The organism is Methanocorpusculum vombati (assembly GCF_026891935.1).
Lineage (GTDB): Archaea > Halobacteriota > Methanomicrobia > Methanomicrobiales > Methanocorpusculaceae > Methanocorpusculum > Methanocorpusculum vombati.
The window spans coordinates 253665-269492 of sequence record NZ_JAPTGC010000001.1 but is presented as its reverse complement, the minus strand read 5'-3'; the positions used below and the strand labels follow the sequence as shown (position 1 = coordinate 269492).

The window sequence follows — 15828 nt, the reverse complement described above, 5'->3', positions numbered from 1 at the left end:
ATAGAAGCATCAATGGATCCCATACGCTACTATGATATCCGGTACGTCCGCGGAACCTCCACGACAATTACGGTGGAGAATGGTGACGTGGAATCAGCCGGTTCAAACTTTTTCGGGAAAGCGCTCATCCGTGTTCTGGGAGAACACGGATGGGGCTACTACTGTGCTTCGCCGTTTGATCCGGATGATCAGAACGCAAAGAAGGAGTACATCAGCCGTGCCGCCCGTGCTGCAAAGCTTGCAAACGTTCCGGCAGAGATTGCCGATGTTCCCTACGGCACGCCCCGCAACTGGGCCTGTTCCGCTGCGGAACAGGCTGCGGTCCCGATTGAGGAGAAGGCTGACCTTCTGCTGAAGATGGAGGCGGGAGCAAAACTTCCCGAGATTTGCAGCACGTCCGCACGGTACTCGGAACAGTATCAGGATGTCTGGTTTGAGGACTGCAACGGGTATGCGGCGAACTCTTCGGTCTGCCGGACACTCTTTACCATCTCTGCGGTTGCCGCCCGCAGCGGAAACATGCAGATGAACTATGAGCAGGAAGCGGTTGTCGGCCCGCTGAATCTTTCAGCGTATCTCGGTTATGGCGAGATGTGTGCAAAGCGCGCCACTGAACTGCTGGATGCATCCGCGGTCTCCGGCGGCAGGATGCCTGCGGTGCTGGACCCTGCCATCGGCGGGGTCTTCGCACACGAAGCGGTCGGTCATGCAAGTGAGGGAGACGCCGTCCGTGACGGCGTCTCGGTTCTCGCGGGAAAACTGGGTACACCGGTCGGATCACCGCTGGTGACCATCATTGATGATCCGTCGATGCACGGCTACGGGTACGAGCCGTTCGACGCGGAAGGTGTCGCCTGCGGCCCGACCGAACTGATCAAAAACGGCATCATGCACGCCTACATGCACTCGCGCGAGACGCTTGCAGCGGTCGGTACGGATACCGGCGACGCCGGGCATGCCCGTGCGGAACCGGGCATGCAGCCGCTGGTCCGGATGAGCAACACCTACATTCAGGAGGGAGACTCCTCCTACGATGAGATCATTGCCGAGTGCAAAAACGGTATCCTTCTGATCGGCTCCCGCGGCGGACAGGTGGATCCCGGTCGCGGTGCATTCCAGTTCAATGCGAAGTACGGCTACCGGATTGAAAACGGCGAGACGACATCCATGATCCGCGATGTTTCCCTTTCGGGTGATATTTTGTCCGTTCTCCACAATATTGCCCTGTGCGGTAATGAACGAAAAATGTCGTCCGGCATGTGCGGGAAAGGTCAGGCAGTACCGGTCTCGGACGGTGCACCGCATGTGTATCTGACCGAGGCCATGGTGGGAGGTGCCGGCAATGCATGAAGTGGATATTGATGCGATTCTCCGTGCGGGTGAGAAACTCGCAGATGAGACGGAGGTTCTTGTTCTTACGTTTGAGGATCTCTCGCTGGAACAACGGGAGATGGCGGTTGCGGCAGTTTCTGAACATGCGGGAACGTCCATTTATATCAGAACCGTCACCGGCGGCAGGATAGGCGTGTCCGCAACGTCGGATCCTACCCGCTGGAAGGACTGTCTTACCGCAGCCGTTTCTTCTGCAAAGCTTGCCGAACCGGTTGAGGGATGGAAAGGGCTGCCGGGTCCGGCAGCCCTTCCGGCAGGGGATGATCCGTTCGATCCGCATCTTTCGATCGATCCGGATACTGCGTCTGCCCTCCTTGCACGGATGAACGAGGGTGCAACGGCGCATCCGGATGCCCGCGTGGTTACCGCAGGAGTTTCCCTTTCCAAGGGTTCATCGGTTCTTGCAAACAGCCACGGTGTCCGGTACGAACGACAGATGACCGGGATCTCTCTCGGGCTTGACGCAATTGCGGACGGTTCAACCGGTTACGAGTATGACGCTTCACCGTTCCTTTCCCGGATTGATCCGGAAAAGATGGGAGAACAGACGGCATTCTGGGCAACCGCATCCCGCAACGGTGTCGCGGTGCCAACCGGGCGGCGCGATGTTGTTCTGTCAGAGCATGTGGTTGACTCACTGATTCTGGAACTGTTTACGGAGGCGGTGAACGGAAGAAATGTTTTGACCGGCAAGTCCGTTTTCGCCGGAAAACTCGGCGAGACCGTTGCGGATTCGTCGATCTCCATTGCGGATGTGCCGATGGATCCCCGGGGAAACAGTATGCGAAGATTTGATACCGAGGGAACACCCGCATCCCGCTGCGGTATTCTTGAAGACGGAGTACTCTCCTCGTTCCTCTATGACTGCAAGACCGCAGCCCAGGCGGGTACGGCGTCCACGGGTCATGCGCTTCGCGGCGGAAACGGGGCAACGTACATCTCCCCGCACTGTCTGCGGGTGTCGGGTGATGTCTGCGATGTTACCCGTGAACCGTGTCTGTTTGTCCGCGAGGTTATCGGTGCCCATACGGCCAATCCCCTGACCGGGGAATTTTCGGTGGAGGTTGCAAATGCGTTCCTGATGGAGAACGGGGAGTTTGTGCAGCCGGTGAAAAAAGCGATGATCGCCGGAAATGTGTTCGAGATGCTGCGGCAGATTGATGGTATCAGCGCAGAGACCAGGGTTTTTGACGGTGCAGTTGTTCCCAGAATGCGTATTTCTTCGATGCAGGTCATCGGATAATTCCGGCATTCTCTTTTTTTCCTGCTTTTCCGGAAATGAGAATAATCATATGATATCAGATTCATAACATTAAAAATGCCCGCACCAAAGCGTTTGTGCAAAAAACCTACCTCATACAAACTTCCGGTGGATATCGAGGTGCTCCTGCATAATGCAGTCGAAAGCGGTGAATACAATAATACGTCAGATGCGATCACGGCTGCGCTTCGGTTCTTCTTTCAGCATAGGGATATTAAACAGGTAAAGGATGAGGTCGCCGTCCTGCAGAGTGAGATTCTGCTGCTTAACAATAAAAATCAGATTCTGGAATCAAAAGTTTCATCTCTTGAGGCACAGATCAAGATTCTTATGCTTCCCCGGGAATAATCTTTTGAGTGTTCTTCTCTGTTTTCGGGAGGGCATACCAAACGTTGTTTCCGGCACCAGGCCTTCGGTACATTGCTCCGTCGTAGTGATGGCCGGCGTCCCGTATGTTCTGTGAGAGGGACAACGCCTGTTTTTACCAAAACCTCTTATTCTGTGATGTGCAAAATAGAACTATATGTTGACAACCCGTATTCTTCCAGTACTTCTTGTGGCAGTTCTGGTAGTGGTTGTTCTCGGTTATATGTCCGGTGCAATCGGAACCGGTTCTGATATGAGTCAGCTGTTTGGTCAGTCGTCCACGCCTGCTTCCACAGAATCATCCGGCGCTGCAACACCTGCTGCAACTCCTGTTGGAACTCCTGCCGAAACCGAGTCACCCACACCTGTACCGACCCCCACCTGGGAGACTGTTCCAATTTCTTCGCAGATCAACGAGGTCGTAACACCAACACCGCAGGTAACTCCCGTGACCGCCGTTCCGACGGTGTCTTCAACAGAACCGGCATATTACGTGCACATGGATGATACCATGAAGTACAACACTTCAACGTCGCGGATGTTTGAGGTGAATGTTGATCAGGTTCCGTTTGTTGTGTACTTCTCCTTCAACCCGGGGACGGTGAAGAAGTCATATGTTGCGAAGGAGTCCACGTCGTCAAATACAGTCCGGTATGAGGAATGGTATGGGACACGATCCCAGGTGGAGTCCAAGTATGTGGTGAAGTCAACGGATGTCATCGATCCGAATGCGTGGTTTAAGGTTGATATTGTCCGCATCTATGCTGATTCCGATGCCTATGCTGCTGCAGTTTCTGCTGCGGGAGGTAAGGAAAAACTTGCCGAGAAGAAGCTCCTGTACGGAGACAACGGTATTATTGTCAAGCAGGACGGGTATGCACATGGTTACAGCAGCGAAGTGGAAAAAGAGCTGAAGCTTTTCAGTGCCGGAACGTATCTTGTAAAGGTTACCGGAAATCAGATTGTCGTCAATATTCAGATGCTTTCACCATAATTTTGGTGAATACTTTTTTCAGGTATCCCACTCACGCACGAACAGTTTCCCAAAAAAAGAAGAATTAGTTTTCGTCTGCGTCTGAGGGATAGATCAATATTGTTCCTTCTTCCTCGTTCATGCTGTCTGCGACGATGCGTTCGATGACCGACTCCCAGGCATGGGTGGACAGACGCCGTGTCAGCGCGCGGGTCAGCAGTTCGGCAAGGAAGATGTTGCGGTTGGAGATGCCTTCCTCGTCCATCCTGTTCTCGATCAGTTTCAGTGTTTCCGGCGGGAAGTTGAGTATGAGTTCTTCTGCCATGATGTTAGTCCCTCGGTTCCTGTTCAGCGTTGTTTTCATCCAGCAGACTTTCCGCAACGAATCTGCGGAAGCGGTCCTGTGCCTCGGGGGAGTCAACATATGCAGAAACAGCTTCACGGATGGATTCCTGTTCCGTGTGTGCACTGGAACTGCGGCTGAGTTCTTCTGTGATCAGGGACTGGATGAACCTGGTTCTGTTGGATGCCCCTTCCTGTTTCATGAGGCGTTCGATCTGCTGTTTTGCGGTTTCTGAGATCTCCAGGTGAATCCCCGGGTTCTTCATTGCGGTGAGCCGCGGTATCAAAGTACTGATCATATAGACAATTGCAAGAAGGAGAAGGATGATAAGCAGGATCAGCAGGACAACAATAAGGGTGAAATATTCAGGAGACACAAATACCAGTGCCTGTGCTTCCTCTCCGGCTCCGCTTGAGACAGCACCGGTGATATTTTCAGGAATTCCACTGTCCTGTGCTGCGGCGGGGACTGCGGCAAACGCTGCGATCAGCAGACAGAGGATGCCGAACAGAATGGTTGTTTTCTGATTCATGATACTTTCACTCACTCCGGATATCAAATGCAATACTATCTATTCCGTTTGCAAATATAATCATATTCATAATGATGAAGGAATCCCGTGTGTTTTATTGTTTGTTTTGGATTTCTTCAGTTCATTTTCCGGGCAGCATCACTCACGGTTTTTCGGTGACTGTTTCTGACGTATGTAGTTCATATGAAACCCATGATATTATGGTTGTTAACTTACAATGAATACAGAGTTTTATTGTTGGGAGAAGTGCATGTCCAAATCCTTCAGAGTTCTTGTGATTGTGCTGATTGCCGCAGTTGTCGTATGTGGTGCCGTTCTTGCATTCCATTCTTCTGCGTCATCCTCTCCGGAGAGTGATGTTCCGGTAAAGGAGATGCAGACGGCTGTTCAGAATCTTTCAGCTTCTTTGTCTGAGTATACCCGGGCTCTTTCCGGGGATATTGTATCTGCTGCGAGGAATCTTTCCGGTATCTCTGCGGATGATCCGGCATCCATACGTGTTCTGACGGAGCTGTATGTGGAAAATCCGGGTGTGTCTTTTGTGTTCAGAACGGATGCGGACGGATCGGTTGTCTGTTCCCTTCCGGTGACGGGCTCTGCCGGATACGAGATTCCGTCTTCAGTTCTGGACCTGGATAATGCATCGGCCGGGATGTATATGCGGACATTTACGGGTCCTTCCGGTGTGGAGGCCACCTGCCTGCTGTCGCCGATCGTTTCGGCCGGGGGAAGGCATGAGGGTGCGGTTGGTGCTGTCGGGGATGCACGAAGGTTCTTTGCGGTGCCGATTGACAGATTCCGCAATGCAACCGGGTATGGTGTGTGGGTGGTGAACGATCAGGGTTACGTTCTGTACTCCCCTGTTCCAATGAACGGCGGGACGAATATTCTGACGGTTGCGGAGGCTGCCGGGAATACCGAGCTTGCAAATGTTCTCCGCAGAATTATGACGGAGGCGGAAGGAACAGCAGAATACTCTTCTTACGACTACGGCCGGCTGCAGGTGGTGGATCGGATTTCGGTGTGGAGTACTCTGGATACCAAGATCGACAGCACGTTCAGGGTTATTATTACTGATGATATGTCCAGCAGGAAGCTTGTGCCGCTTCCGACCGCGTCTTCCGATATGACGCTTAAAGAGTTTGTCCGGGCAGCGTATTCGTATGTGCTGGAGAACGGACGTGATGCTGCTCTTGCGGAATTTTCCAATCCCGAAGGGCAGTTTACGACACAGGAGTATTATGTCTCTGCTTTGGATCGGAACGGGACGCTGCTTGCCCATCCGTACCGGCCGGGTATGACGGGCCTGGATCGCTCTGTATATGAGGATGTGAACGGGGTTCGTACGGTCTCTATGGTTGCGTCCCGGGCTTCGCACGGCGGCGGGTATGTGCTGATGCTGTATCCGAACTATCTGAAGGATATGGAGAATGAGGTACGGCTTTCGTATGTTCAGCCGATTGATGAGAACTGGTGTATTGTCTGCGGGATGTTTGTTTCCGAGATGCCGAAGAGACTGGATCCGGCAAAAAAAGATGCGATGATCCGGGATCTCCGTTCAATTGTGCAGTATGCGCATGAGTACGGGAAAGAAGCTGCTCTTGCAGCTCTATCTGATCCGTCCGGCCTGTACTATAATGAGGGATGTAAGATTGTGGCGCTGGACTATGACGGGACAGTTCTTTCGTGGCCGTACGATCCTACCCGCACGGGAGTGAATCTTCTTGGTGCGACGGATGTATACGGGGGTTCGTTTGTCCGGGATCTGGTCCGGACGGCAAAAGGAGGAGGAGGATTTGAGTACATGTATCTGCCGATTCAGACGGAGAGCAGAAGCAAACTGCAGCTGCAGTATACACTGCCGGTTGATGATGCGTGGTTTGTTTCTGCCGGTGTGCCGCTGTACTGAATTTTTCTTTTTTTATGGCTGCGGGGATTCGAGGTACATGATTCCCTCGCGGGTGAATTTCAGTATTTTTCCGTGATGATCGTGGCCGGAGTAGCGGGTCTTGATAACGAGGAGGATTTTCCGGTATTCGTTTAACAGAGTGTCTTTGGGAAATTCCCTGACAAGGAAGAGTACGTTGTCGGCGAATTTTTCGGAGTAGCCGTAGGTACTTTGCAGAGGGTCGGCAATGTTTGAGGCAAGGACAACAACGGTGGTACAGGGTACGGACTTCAGTGTCCAGTAGATGTGGTAGATGGACATGACGGAAGTCTGGCGGTCGGAGTATTTCAGGGAGTCTTCATACAGGGTCATCGGGTCGATCGCGAGACGCGATATGTTGAGGGTGGTGAGCAGTTCGGGAAGTCCGTTTCCAAGATAGTAGGAAAGGGAGTCGAAGTTCTTCGGGTCGAGTTTGAGGAAGTGAAATTTTTTGTCCAGTTCACTTTCTATCCAGGGGAGGGAGGTGGTCAGTTTGCTTTTGATCCGATCGATGCTGTGGCTGAAGCTGATGTACATGACATCCTCCCCGTTCCTGACACCTGCGGCAAGAAACTGTAATGCTGCGGTTGTTCTGCCGGTTCCGCTTTCTCCAATAATTGCCGTGATGGTGTTTTCCATGTATCCGCCCCCCATCATTTCGTCGAGTCCTTGCACACCGGTGGAAAGGAATATATTGCTGATGCCTGTCATGTTATGCTACCATTCTCATGTTTGTGATCTCAAATCCTGCTCCTGCAGAGACTTTTACGTTGAAGATTACCATGTCGCGGGGGTCTATGCACGGGAGGAGTCCGACAAATTTCAGGATGTACATCTGCCGCTGCCGTTTGACGGTGGTGTCTTTCTGCCAGAACATTTTCAGGACGCCGTCCACGGCGTCGATCAGTTCGTGTTCCTGACCACCGGAAAGGACTCCCGCGGTGAGGAGGAAGACGATCGTGATATTCCATTTTTTTGCGGCACGGGTCAGTCCCCGGATCAGGGTGACGAGTTCAAACCAGTTTTCGGGGGTTTTGGTACAGTACGGCAGGAGTGCGGTCAGGGAATCAACGAAGATGATGCTTTCTTTTGGCAGTTTCCGAATATTATCGGCAATTATGGTGAGCCCTCCGTAGTCATCGGAAGGGGACATGTTCACCATACCGTGGACGGAGTTCTGGGTCCCGTACCAGTCATACGGGACGTGGGTTTTACCGAAGTAGCTTTCTCCCAGGTCCAGATAGTGGAGATGCGACATCATTTCCCGGAACCGGGGATGTTTTTCTGCGTTGAAGAGTTTGGCTATCTGCTGTTCGAACATCTCCCTATTGAGGGTGAGGGAGATGTAGTGCAGTTCGGACGGGGCGGTTGTTCCTTCCGGTACGTTTTCTCCTTTGGTAATGTCGCTGCAGTAGTTCATGACGGAGGTCTGCACCAGTTCAACACCGCCGGATCCCGGTTCTGCGAGAACCAGGATGGTGGAACCTGAAAGGATTCCTCCACCGAGTACTTTGTCAAGGGAGGGGACGCGGGTTGCGTGCAGAACACGGGCATTGATTGTATCCGGCATACGTTATGTATATCTCCCTTCTTTGAGAATTTATAGGTTGCCGTGCCAGGGGGTGTTGTCCATCAATTTGTTTGTTGACCGCCGGCACTGTCATGGTTCGTGTGCTCCGGATGGCAGGGGTTTTTCGTATGGCTGCCCGTAAGTATGGGATTTTGTGTTGCTCCAAATTTCCCGTCTCTTTTTTTGTAGGATAACAAGTCTAATCAGTTTGGAGGAGACAATATATAGCTGAGTATTTCCATATAATTAATAGATTCCCTTTGGCATACCGGTGATTTGGTGGATTCCCCGGTATTCAGGGATTCTCATGCATGAAGCGTGCTGCCTTGTGACTGATAAAAAGACCTCGTTTACCCCAGCGATGGGGGTTGTACTGGTGATTGTAGTGATTGCGGTACTGGTAGGTGTTGGTTTTGTTGTGATGACCAACATCATGGATGAGGTGCAGTCATCCCGCGATGTACAGATGAATATTGTCCTTTCCGGCAATGATATCATAGCAACGGTTCTTCCGGGATCAGATGCGGAGCATCTGCGGATTATTACCATTTATGTGGATGGAGCGGATTCAGTACCTGAGTCGTTCCGTACACGTGAGGTTTCGGTTGGTGTTCCGATTGTGTATGAGGGAATTGCCTATGGTGTGGTCGGGACACGATTCGTCATGGTTAAGGGTACGTTTTCGGATGGGAAAGATGCCATTCTGAAAAATGTCAGGATTCAGTTCTCCTGAATGTTCTGCATGAGATCGTATGGATCCAAGAGATATAATCCCAATTCGGGGTGAAGCGGAGTATGTTTAAGAAGAAAGAGGTACGTGAGCCCGTTCCGGAGTATGATTTCGAACGGGACGATCCCCTTGTTACTCCGGAACTGAATCCATCGTACACGGTTGTGGAGTCATACTGGACACGTCCCGGTCTGGCGCTGATTGTTATTGCGATAACTCCTTCGAATGAGTATGTGTACCTTGTATTTGAGCCGTCGCTGACTCCGTTTGAAAAGGAGGTTTTGGAGCGGCTGTTTGCAGGGGTTCGGGATATTCTGATTCTTGAGGATGTGGCACTGGATACGGAGAGTAAGACAAAGGCACTGTATGACGCGATGGATGCGTATCTGGAACGGTTTGAGATTGAACTTGAGCCAAACTCTGTGCATAAGATCCGGTATTATCTGATGCGGAATTATCTGGGATGGAATATTCTGGATCCGCTGCAGAATGATATTGATATTGAGGATATTTCCTGCGACGGGTATAATACGCCGATATTTTTGTTCCACCGGAATTACCGGAATATCCGGACGTCGATTGTGTTTGAGAGACAGGAGGATCTTGATGCGATGGTGGTAATGCTTGCACAGAAGACGGGTAAGCATATTTCGATCTCGTCACCGATTGTGGATACATCGCTGTCGGATGGTTCGCGTGCGCAGCTGACCTACGGAAAGACGGTGAGCAGTCACGGGTCATCGTTTACTATCCGGAAATTCCGTGAGGTGCCGTATTCACCGGTTGATCTGATTCTGAACCAGACGTTTACGGTTGAGGAGATGGTGTTCTTCTGGCTGGCGGTGGAGTATAACCAGTCGATTCTGTTTATCGGGGGTACGGCATCAGGGAAGACGACGTCGCTGAATGCAGTGGCACAGTTTATCCCGCATCTGTCAAAGGTCATTACAATTGAAGATACGCGGGAGATCACGCTGAGTCATCAGAACTGGCTTGCATCCGTGACGCCGGATGTGACAAATGTTTCGGGGGGAGACCGGGCATCGATTGAGATGTTTGATCTGCTGAAGGCTGCGATGCGTCAGCGTCCTGAGTATATTCTGGTGGGTGAGGTTCGCGGTGTTGAGGCACAGACACTGTTCCAGGCAATGAACACGGGACATACGACGTTTTCGACGCTGCATGCGGGGTCGGTTGACTCTGCAATTCACCGGCTGGAAAATGAGCCGCTGAATGTACCGCGGGCGATGATTGAGTCACTGGACATTGTGTCGTCCCAGGTGCGTATGTATCGTGAGGGCAAACAGATTCGCCGCTGTAATGAGATTGTGGAGATTGTGGGCATTTCGGAAACGAATGATGTGATCGTAAATACGGTGTTCAAGTACCGTCCTGATACGGATACTCCGGTGTACTCCGCCCGTTCGGAGATGTTTGCGCATATTGCAGAGATTTCCGGGAATGATATGAACTGGATTTCGCGGGAGCAGCAGCGCCGGGCGATGGTGATTGAGGCGATGATTGATCAGCGGATTCGCGATTACCGTGATGTGTCGGAGATTCTCTGGAAGTATTATTCTATGCCGGATAAGGTTATTGCGTCGCTGGAGGATCTGTCCGTGCTTTTGGAGAGCGGCATTATGGCGCAGACACTGCACCGGAATCTGAAGGCTGATCTGGATAGTCTGTTGATATGATGCAGTTCGGCGCGATATTGAAGGAGCGAAAGAGGGCACAGCTGGAGTCTCTTGAGCGGGAGATTTTCTCTGCCCGGATGCATGTGAAGGCGGAGCGGCTGTACCAGTACGCGCTGGTTTCCGGCGGTCTGTCGGGTATTGCGACGTTTCTTCTGCTTGCGTATTTGTCGCAGCTGATTATTCCTCTGTCCTTTTTCCTGGTGTTTCCTGCGTTAGGTCTGGTTATCGTTCTGGTGTGGGTTTCCATTGCGCTTGCGGCTACGTACGGTGCGTTTACGGCGATATTGTATCTGCCGGTGGTTGAGTGCGGGAGCAGGAGTCTGCGGATTGACCTGTCGCTGTTTCATGTGACGACGTATCTGTATGCACTGCATAAGTCGGAGCCGAATCTGTATGCACTGGTTGAGTCTCTTGCAAAGTATGCGGATTATTACGGGGAGGCCGCCCGTGAGTTCCGGCAGGTGGTGTTTGACTGCAGGATGTGTTCACTGGATTTCTATACGGCGATCTCGCGGCTTGCGGAGACGACACCGTCGGACAAGTTCCGGTTTTTCCTGACGGGCCTGTTGTCGTCGTATAAGACGATCGGATCGGCAAATGATTATCTGCGGATGAAGGTGGAGGAACTGCGGGAGGAGCAGCGTATTTCCCAGAAGGTGTATCTGAATACGCTGGGCGTTATTGCAGAGATGTATATTACGATTTTTGTTGCGGGCCCGCTGTTTATTATTATCGTGGTGATGGTGATGGGAATGATCTCAAGCGCGAATCCGCTGATTCTTGCATTGATTATTTATGTGATGCTGCCGTTCGGGACGGCGGTGTTTCTTTTGATGCTGGATCTGATCTCGGAGGTGCATGAGGATAAGTCGGAGGAGATTCATGAGACGAAGCGGCGGATCTGGGAAGAAATGCCGGAATATTCGTCGGTTCGCGTGGTGATGCCGCATGAGTCGGAGACGTTTGCGTTTGAGCGGCTTCGCAAGCGTGATGAAAGGGAAGGTGTTCTGCGGTTTCTCCGGTCACCGGTTACGTATATGATGTTTCATCCCGGGACGGTGTTTTTGTTTAGTATTCCCGCGGCGCTGGTGGTTACAGGGATTTTGTATTTCCTGTTTGTGACGGTTCCGCTGACACCGTGGACATTTCTTGAGTGGGTGACGGCTTCGGAGGATATTGTGATGGCAGGGATTCTGGTTGCGCTGATTCCGTTTGCGGTATTTTATGCGATTTATTCGCGGCGTCACCGGAGGATCGAGGAGGCTATTCCGGATTTTGCGGATCAGATGGCGTCTTCGGTGCGGCATAATATGACACTTGCGCGGGCTATTGAGCTGATTGCGGTGGGAGGAAAGAGTAATATGCTGGAGGAGATCAGGCTGATTCACCGGGATATTGTGTGGGGAAGTCTGACGTCGGATGCGATTAAGCGGTTCAGCGAGCATATCCGGATCGGGGCGATTGACCGGATGGGGATTCTGGTTTCACAGGCCGAGCATTTTACGAATAATCTGTCGCAGGTTTTGCAGATTATTGCGGAGGATGCGAAAAATATGGTGACGCTGAAGAGTGAGCGCCGCGGGGATATGCTGCTGTATGTGATTGTGGTGTATCTGGCATTCTTTGTGTTTGTGTTTGTGCAGGCGATTCTGGTGGTGATGTTCCTGCCGATGATGATGCAGGGCGGGGAAGGTATGTCCATGGTCGGGTCGGGCATGGCGATGCCGGGAGTTGGTTCCGGGTTTTCGATTGATCTGTATGATCGGCTGATTTATCATTCGGTGGTTATTCACGGGTTCTGTTCGGGGATTGTAGCGGGTATGATGGGTGAAGGATCAGCTCTTGCGGGCGTAAAGCATTCGTGCGTGATGGTTGCGGTTGCGATGATTGTGTTTGTGATCCTGAAGTTCTTCTTCCTGTCGTGATTTTTCCGGTAGTGCGCACTGAGCACTGCAACCTCCATCACTCATAAACAAATTCCAAAAATGAGATAGTAACTCATCTTTATGGGAAACGCCGTTTCTTCTCTTCTGCTGCATGCCGGTTCATCAGCGCATTCAGTGCCCCCTCGATCAGCACCAGTCCCCCCTCAACCCCGGCAAGAGGCCGGGCAGCAACGGAAACACGGCTCCGGTCCGGCGGCGTAATTCCGAAGAATGCCGCACTCCGGCACCCTGCCGCCTCAAACGTTGAACCGAGGATCAGATCCGGTTCCGCCGCCGCAACAGCCGCGTTGATCTCCGCAGAATTCACCGAGTACGAAACACCCGCCGCAGCCCGGTCGCGGGCAAACACTACCGGCACGTCAGAACCGAAGTACCGTTCCATCATCGCCTTCGCAAACATTGCATAACTCCCCTGCGCCGCAACCGCAACGACCGGCGGCGTATACTTCCGCAGATACTTATCACAGGAATAAAACATCTGCTCCTCCGCCCGCTGCCGCTCCGCAAGCACCGCATCCGCATCCGCATCCGGAAACCGCGTAAGCAGCCGGTCAACCGTACCCGGAATATCCAAAAACAGCATACTGCCGCAGCACTCCCCCACCCCTGACCCGTACGACGGATTTGCCGAAACCGTAACCGGTGCCGCCCCCGCCCGGAGATTTGTCCAGGTATCGCGGCAGAATCGCACCGCAACCGGAACTCCGAGCAGCCCGAGCAGCCGCTCCGTCTCATACAGATTTCCGCGCCAGAACAGATCCAGCAGATGAATCCCGTCAATATTGACGCCCGGCCGACTTGCAGAAACCTCCGGCATCATCGCCGCAAACGCCTTTGCCGCTCCCTCCTCTGCATTCCCGCAGAACCCCGGCGCATCCACAAACATCGCCGGCGTATTTGCAAACGCCGTCTGCAAATCCTCACCGGTCAGTGCAGGAACACAGGTATTTACCACCGCAACCGGCCTGCCGGTCGTCGCAACCTCCGTCACCACCTCATGCAGCCGGTCAACCGTCCCGAACACAATCTCCGACTCCAGCAGATACGTACTGAACAGCGGAACCTTCAGCAGTGACCGCGGATAATAGTAACAACCCGACGACCCGTGAATTATCACACAAATATCCGGGAATCCCGCAAGCGTCGCCGCAGCCCCCGTCATCGCACACGGCCAGACCGGATTTGCACACGCATTCTCAGCCATTGTGCACCGCCCGCCGCCACAAATACAGCATCTTCTCAACACCTGCGGTGCCAACGGGCAGATAAAACGGCAGCCGGATCAAAAACCCGTCCGCACGCTCCTGCATACCCAGACGGGCAACCGTCTCGCGGGCAACCGCCGCAGTACCCGCAAACGGCTCGGCACCAAGAAAAACCGCCTTCCCGCAAAGACCTGCAAACCGTCCGAGCATCGCATCCTGAAACGCCTGCTCCTCCGCAACCGCCGCAGAAATCTTCTCCTCCGCAACACCGCACGCCTCCCCCGCCGCCCGCAGAAACGAAAGACAGCCCGACAACCCGCGGGGAAATTCCGGCAGCACCGGACGGCCGAACCGTTCGCCGATCCTCTTCCCCGCATCCGCCGCCCGTTCATCCCGCAGAATAAAACACGCCGCCGTCCCAAGCCGCATCAGCGTCGCACAATCACAGTTCCGGCAGAACCGCACCGTAACCCGCAGACCCAGCCGGGCAAGCAGACGCTCCACCTCCGCATAGTTCTGATCCGCCTCGGACTCCAGATTCTTCTCACCAACCAGCGCAACCGTCCCCGGAACCGGCTCCGCAGCAGGCGCACGGTCTGCAAGCGCCGCAAGCACCGCACTCTCCCCGTCCTTTGCACTGCCGCCCAGAAATCCCGACGTCGGCACATACACAATCCGGTCCGCATACGGATGGCGGGCACACACCGCACCGCAGTCATCTCCGATCGTCTCCGGAACACAGGACGTCACCACCACAATCAGATCCGGACACCGCGCCGCAGCCCGCGTCAGCGCATCGGACAAACACTCCTCACCGCCGAAGATCACCTCACGGTCGGAGATCCCGGAAACAATAATCTCCGGAACAGTCCAGATATCATGATCATTTGCCATCGCATGCAGCATCGAAAACGTCTGATGCACACAACCCTGCGGAGCATGCACCACAGCTACTGCTCCGGGAATAAAACAGGCAACCGACAGGGCACCGGTTAAGGTGCACCCTGCCATCCGGGATTCATAAATATTCTCTGGCAAGATCTTCCAGCTCGTCAAGTTCGAGAGCTTTCGGGATACGCAGACTCTCATTGGAAAGAATCGTCTTTGCAAGTGCGCGATAGACCTCCGCCTGCGGCGACTGCGGCGCATGCTCAATCACCGTCATCTGGTTCACCTCCGCCGCCTGCACCGCCTTGTCGCGGGGAACAAACTGCACCATATTTGAACCAATCCGCGTCGCAAACTCCGCAACCAGCTCACGTTCATTATCCATATTCTTCGAGTTGCAGATAACGCCTCCCAGCCTGCATCGTGCCGTACTCCGCTGCGACAGCCGGGCAATTGCCTTACAGATATTGTTTGCGGCATACAGACTCATCAGCTCGCCGCTTGTCACCAGATACACCTCCTGTGCATACCCGTCCCGCATCGGCATTGCAAACCCGCCGCAGACCACATCACCCAGCACATCATACACCACCACATCACCGTACAGCGCCTTCATCTTCTCCAGCAGCTGAAACGTTGCAATAATACCCCGTCCCGCACAACCGATGCCCGGCTCCGGTCCGCCGGCCTCAACACACCGGACACCCCCGAACCCGGTGAAAATAACATCATCGGCGGTAAGATCCTTTCTCTCATACATCTGTTCCAGAACCGTCGGAATCCAGCGTCCGTGCATCAGCATCCGGGTACTGTCATGCTTGGGATCGCAGCCTATCTGCATTACATCCAGGTCCATCTCCGAAAACGCCGCCGACAGGTTCGCGGATGTCGTGGATTTTCCGATACCTCCCTTCCCGTAGAGGGCTATCTGTCTCATTCACTACCTATTTGACCCGCATGCCACATATATTTTGACTTGTGGCAATCTGCCTTTCCCA

General features: G+C 53.2%; 15 protein-coding genes. 8 read left to right on the top strand and 7 right to left on the bottom strand.

Annotated features, from left to right (window positions below; genetic code table 11):
- The first annotated feature begins 12 nt into the window (after window positions 1–12).
- From O0S09_RS01370 to O0S09_RS01355, 4 genes are all read left to right on the top strand, one after another.
- On the top strand, window positions 13–1350 hold the full coding sequence (locus O0S09_RS01370; RefSeq protein ID WP_268922098.1) for a TldD/PmbA family protein: 1338 nt from the start codon (window positions 13–15) through the stop codon (window positions 1348–1350).
- Window positions 1343–2635 carry a TldD/PmbA family protein gene (locus O0S09_RS01365; protein WP_268922096.1) on the top strand — a complete coding sequence of 431 codons (1293 nt, stop codon included), beginning with the start codon at window positions 1343–1345 and terminating at the stop codon, window positions 2633–2635. Before O0S09_RS01370 ends, O0S09_RS01365 begins: the two co-directional genes overlap by 8 nt.
- A gap of 126 nt (window positions 2636–2761) precedes the next feature.
- Window positions 2762–3001: a hypothetical protein gene (locus tag O0S09_RS01360; RefSeq protein WP_268922094.1), complete on the top strand. Its 240-nt coding sequence runs from the start codon at window positions 2762–2764 to the stop codon at window positions 2999–3001.
- Window positions 3002–3176: 175 nt separating this feature from the next.
- Window positions 3177–4013 (top strand): hypothetical protein, encoded by an 837-nt coding sequence (locus tag O0S09_RS01355; RefSeq protein ID WP_268922093.1) that lies wholly within the window; start codon window positions 3177–3179, stop codon window positions 4011–4013.
- A gap of 64 nt (window positions 4014–4077) precedes the next feature.
- Here the strand turns inward: O0S09_RS01355 and O0S09_RS01350 are convergent, their stop codons facing one another.
- Window positions 4078–4317, bottom strand: a complete 240-nt coding sequence (locus tag O0S09_RS01350) for a hypothetical protein (protein WP_268922092.1) — start codon at window positions 4315–4317, stop codon at window positions 4078–4080.
- Between the two features lie 4 nt (window positions 4318–4321).
- Window positions 4322–4867 (bottom strand): hypothetical protein, encoded by a 546-nt coding sequence (locus O0S09_RS01345; protein WP_268922091.1) that lies wholly within the window; start codon window positions 4865–4867, stop codon window positions 4322–4324.
- A 250-nt stretch (window positions 4868–5117) separates the two neighbouring features.
- Between O0S09_RS01345 and O0S09_RS01340 the strand changes: the two genes are divergently transcribed.
- Window positions 5118–6776: a cache domain-containing protein gene (locus tag O0S09_RS01340; protein ID WP_268922090.1), complete on the top strand. Its 1659-nt coding sequence runs from the start codon at window positions 5118–5120 to the stop codon at window positions 6774–6776.
- Window positions 6777–6788: 12 nt separating this feature from the next.
- Here the strand turns inward: O0S09_RS01340 and O0S09_RS01335 are convergent, their stop codons facing one another.
- Window positions 6789–7505 carry an ATPase domain-containing protein gene (locus tag O0S09_RS01335; RefSeq protein ID WP_268922089.1) on the bottom strand — a complete coding sequence of 239 codons (717 nt, stop codon included), beginning with the start codon at window positions 7503–7505 and terminating at the stop codon, window positions 6789–6791.
- 1 nt (window position 7506) lies between these two features.
- On the bottom strand, window positions 7507–8364 hold the full coding sequence (locus tag O0S09_RS01330) for an RAD55 family ATPase (RefSeq protein WP_268922088.1): 858 nt from the start codon (window positions 8362–8364) through the stop codon (window positions 7507–7509).
- Between the two features lie 328 nt (window positions 8365–8692).
- Here O0S09_RS01330 and O0S09_RS01325 point away from each other — a divergent pair, with 328 nt between their 5' ends.
- The 3 genes from O0S09_RS01325 (at window position 8693) to O0S09_RS01315 (ending at window position 12716) form a co-directional block, all read left to right on the top strand.
- A complete protein-coding gene (locus O0S09_RS01325; protein ID WP_268922087.1) occupies window positions 8693–9097 on the top strand; it encodes a hypothetical protein in 405 nt (134 codons plus the stop codon).
- 62 nt (window positions 9098–9159) lie between these two features.
- Window positions 9160–10791, top strand: a complete 1632-nt coding sequence (locus O0S09_RS01320; protein WP_268922086.1) for a type II/IV secretion system ATPase subunit — start codon at window positions 9160–9162, stop codon at window positions 10789–10791.
- Complete coding sequence (locus tag O0S09_RS01315) at window positions 10788–12716, top strand: type II secretion system F family protein (protein ID WP_268922085.1); 1929 nt, start codon at window positions 10788–10790, stop codon at window positions 12714–12716. The genes O0S09_RS01320 and O0S09_RS01315 overlap by 4 nt, the downstream gene beginning before the upstream one ends.
- A gap of 79 nt (window positions 12717–12795) precedes the next feature.
- On the opposite strand, the gene O0S09_RS01310 is transcribed toward O0S09_RS01315, so the two are convergent.
- From O0S09_RS01310 to cfbC, 3 genes are read right to left on the bottom strand one after another with little or no spacing between them, the layout of a single operon-like run.
- Window positions 12796–13941, bottom strand: a complete 1146-nt coding sequence (locus O0S09_RS01310) for a nitrogenase component 1 (protein ID WP_268922084.1) — start codon at window positions 13939–13941, stop codon at window positions 12796–12798.
- Window positions 13934–14953 (bottom strand): nitrogenase component 1, encoded by a 1020-nt coding sequence (locus O0S09_RS01305; RefSeq protein ID WP_268922083.1) that lies wholly within the window; start codon window positions 14951–14953, stop codon window positions 13934–13936. The genes O0S09_RS01310 and O0S09_RS01305 overlap by 8 nt, the downstream gene beginning before the upstream one ends.
- A gap of 7 nt (window positions 14954–14960) precedes the next feature.
- Entirely contained in the window at window positions 14961–15767 is an 807-nt protein-coding gene (gene cfbC, locus O0S09_RS01300; RefSeq protein ID WP_268922082.1) for a Ni-sirohydrochlorin a,c-diamide reductive cyclase ATP-dependent reductase subunit, read from the bottom strand.
- Window positions 15768–15828 lie beyond the last annotated feature (61 nt).

Coding starts and splice junctions, on each gene's coding strand:
- O0S09_RS01370 (WP_268922098.1), top strand. CDS start 13: ATGGATCCCATACGCTACTATGATATCCGGTACGTCCGCGGAACCTCC.
- O0S09_RS01365 (WP_268922096.1), top strand. CDS start 1,343: ATGCATGAAGTGGATATTGATGCGATTCTCCGTGCGGGTGAGAAACTC.
- O0S09_RS01355 (WP_268922093.1), top strand. CDS start 3,177: ATGTTGACAACCCGTATTCTTCCAGTACTTCTTGTGGCAGTTCTGGTA.
- O0S09_RS01350 (WP_268922092.1), bottom strand. CDS start 4,317: ATGGCAGAAGAACTCATACTCAACTTCCCGCCGGAAACACTGAAACTG.
- O0S09_RS01345 (WP_268922091.1), bottom strand. CDS start 4,867: ATGAATCAGAAAACAACCATTCTGTTCGGCATCCTCTGTCTGCTGATC.
- O0S09_RS01340 (WP_268922090.1), top strand. CDS start 5,118: ATGTCCAAATCCTTCAGAGTTCTTGTGATTGTGCTGATTGCCGCAGTT.
- O0S09_RS01335 (WP_268922089.1), bottom strand. CDS start 7,505: ATGACAGGCATCAGCAATATATTCCTTTCCACCGGTGTGCAAGGACTC.
- O0S09_RS01330 (WP_268922088.1), bottom strand. CDS start 8,364: ATGCCGGATACAATCAATGCCCGTGTTCTGCACGCAACCCGCGTCCCC.
- O0S09_RS01320 (WP_268922086.1), top strand. CDS start 9,160: ATGTTTAAGAAGAAAGAGGTACGTGAGCCCGTTCCGGAGTATGATTTC.
- O0S09_RS01315 (WP_268922085.1), top strand. CDS start 10,788: ATGATGCAGTTCGGCGCGATATTGAAGGAGCGAAAGAGGGCACAGCTG.
- O0S09_RS01310 (WP_268922084.1), bottom strand. CDS start 13,941: ATGGCTGAGAATGCGTGTGCAAATCCGGTCTGGCCGTGTGCGATGACG.
- O0S09_RS01305 (WP_268922083.1), bottom strand. CDS start 14,953: ATGGCAGGGTGCACCTTAACCGGTGCCCTGTCGGTTGCCTGTTTTATT.
- cfbC (WP_268922082.1), bottom strand. CDS start 15,767: ATGAGACAGATAGCCCTCTACGGGAAGGGAGGTATCGGAAAATCCACG.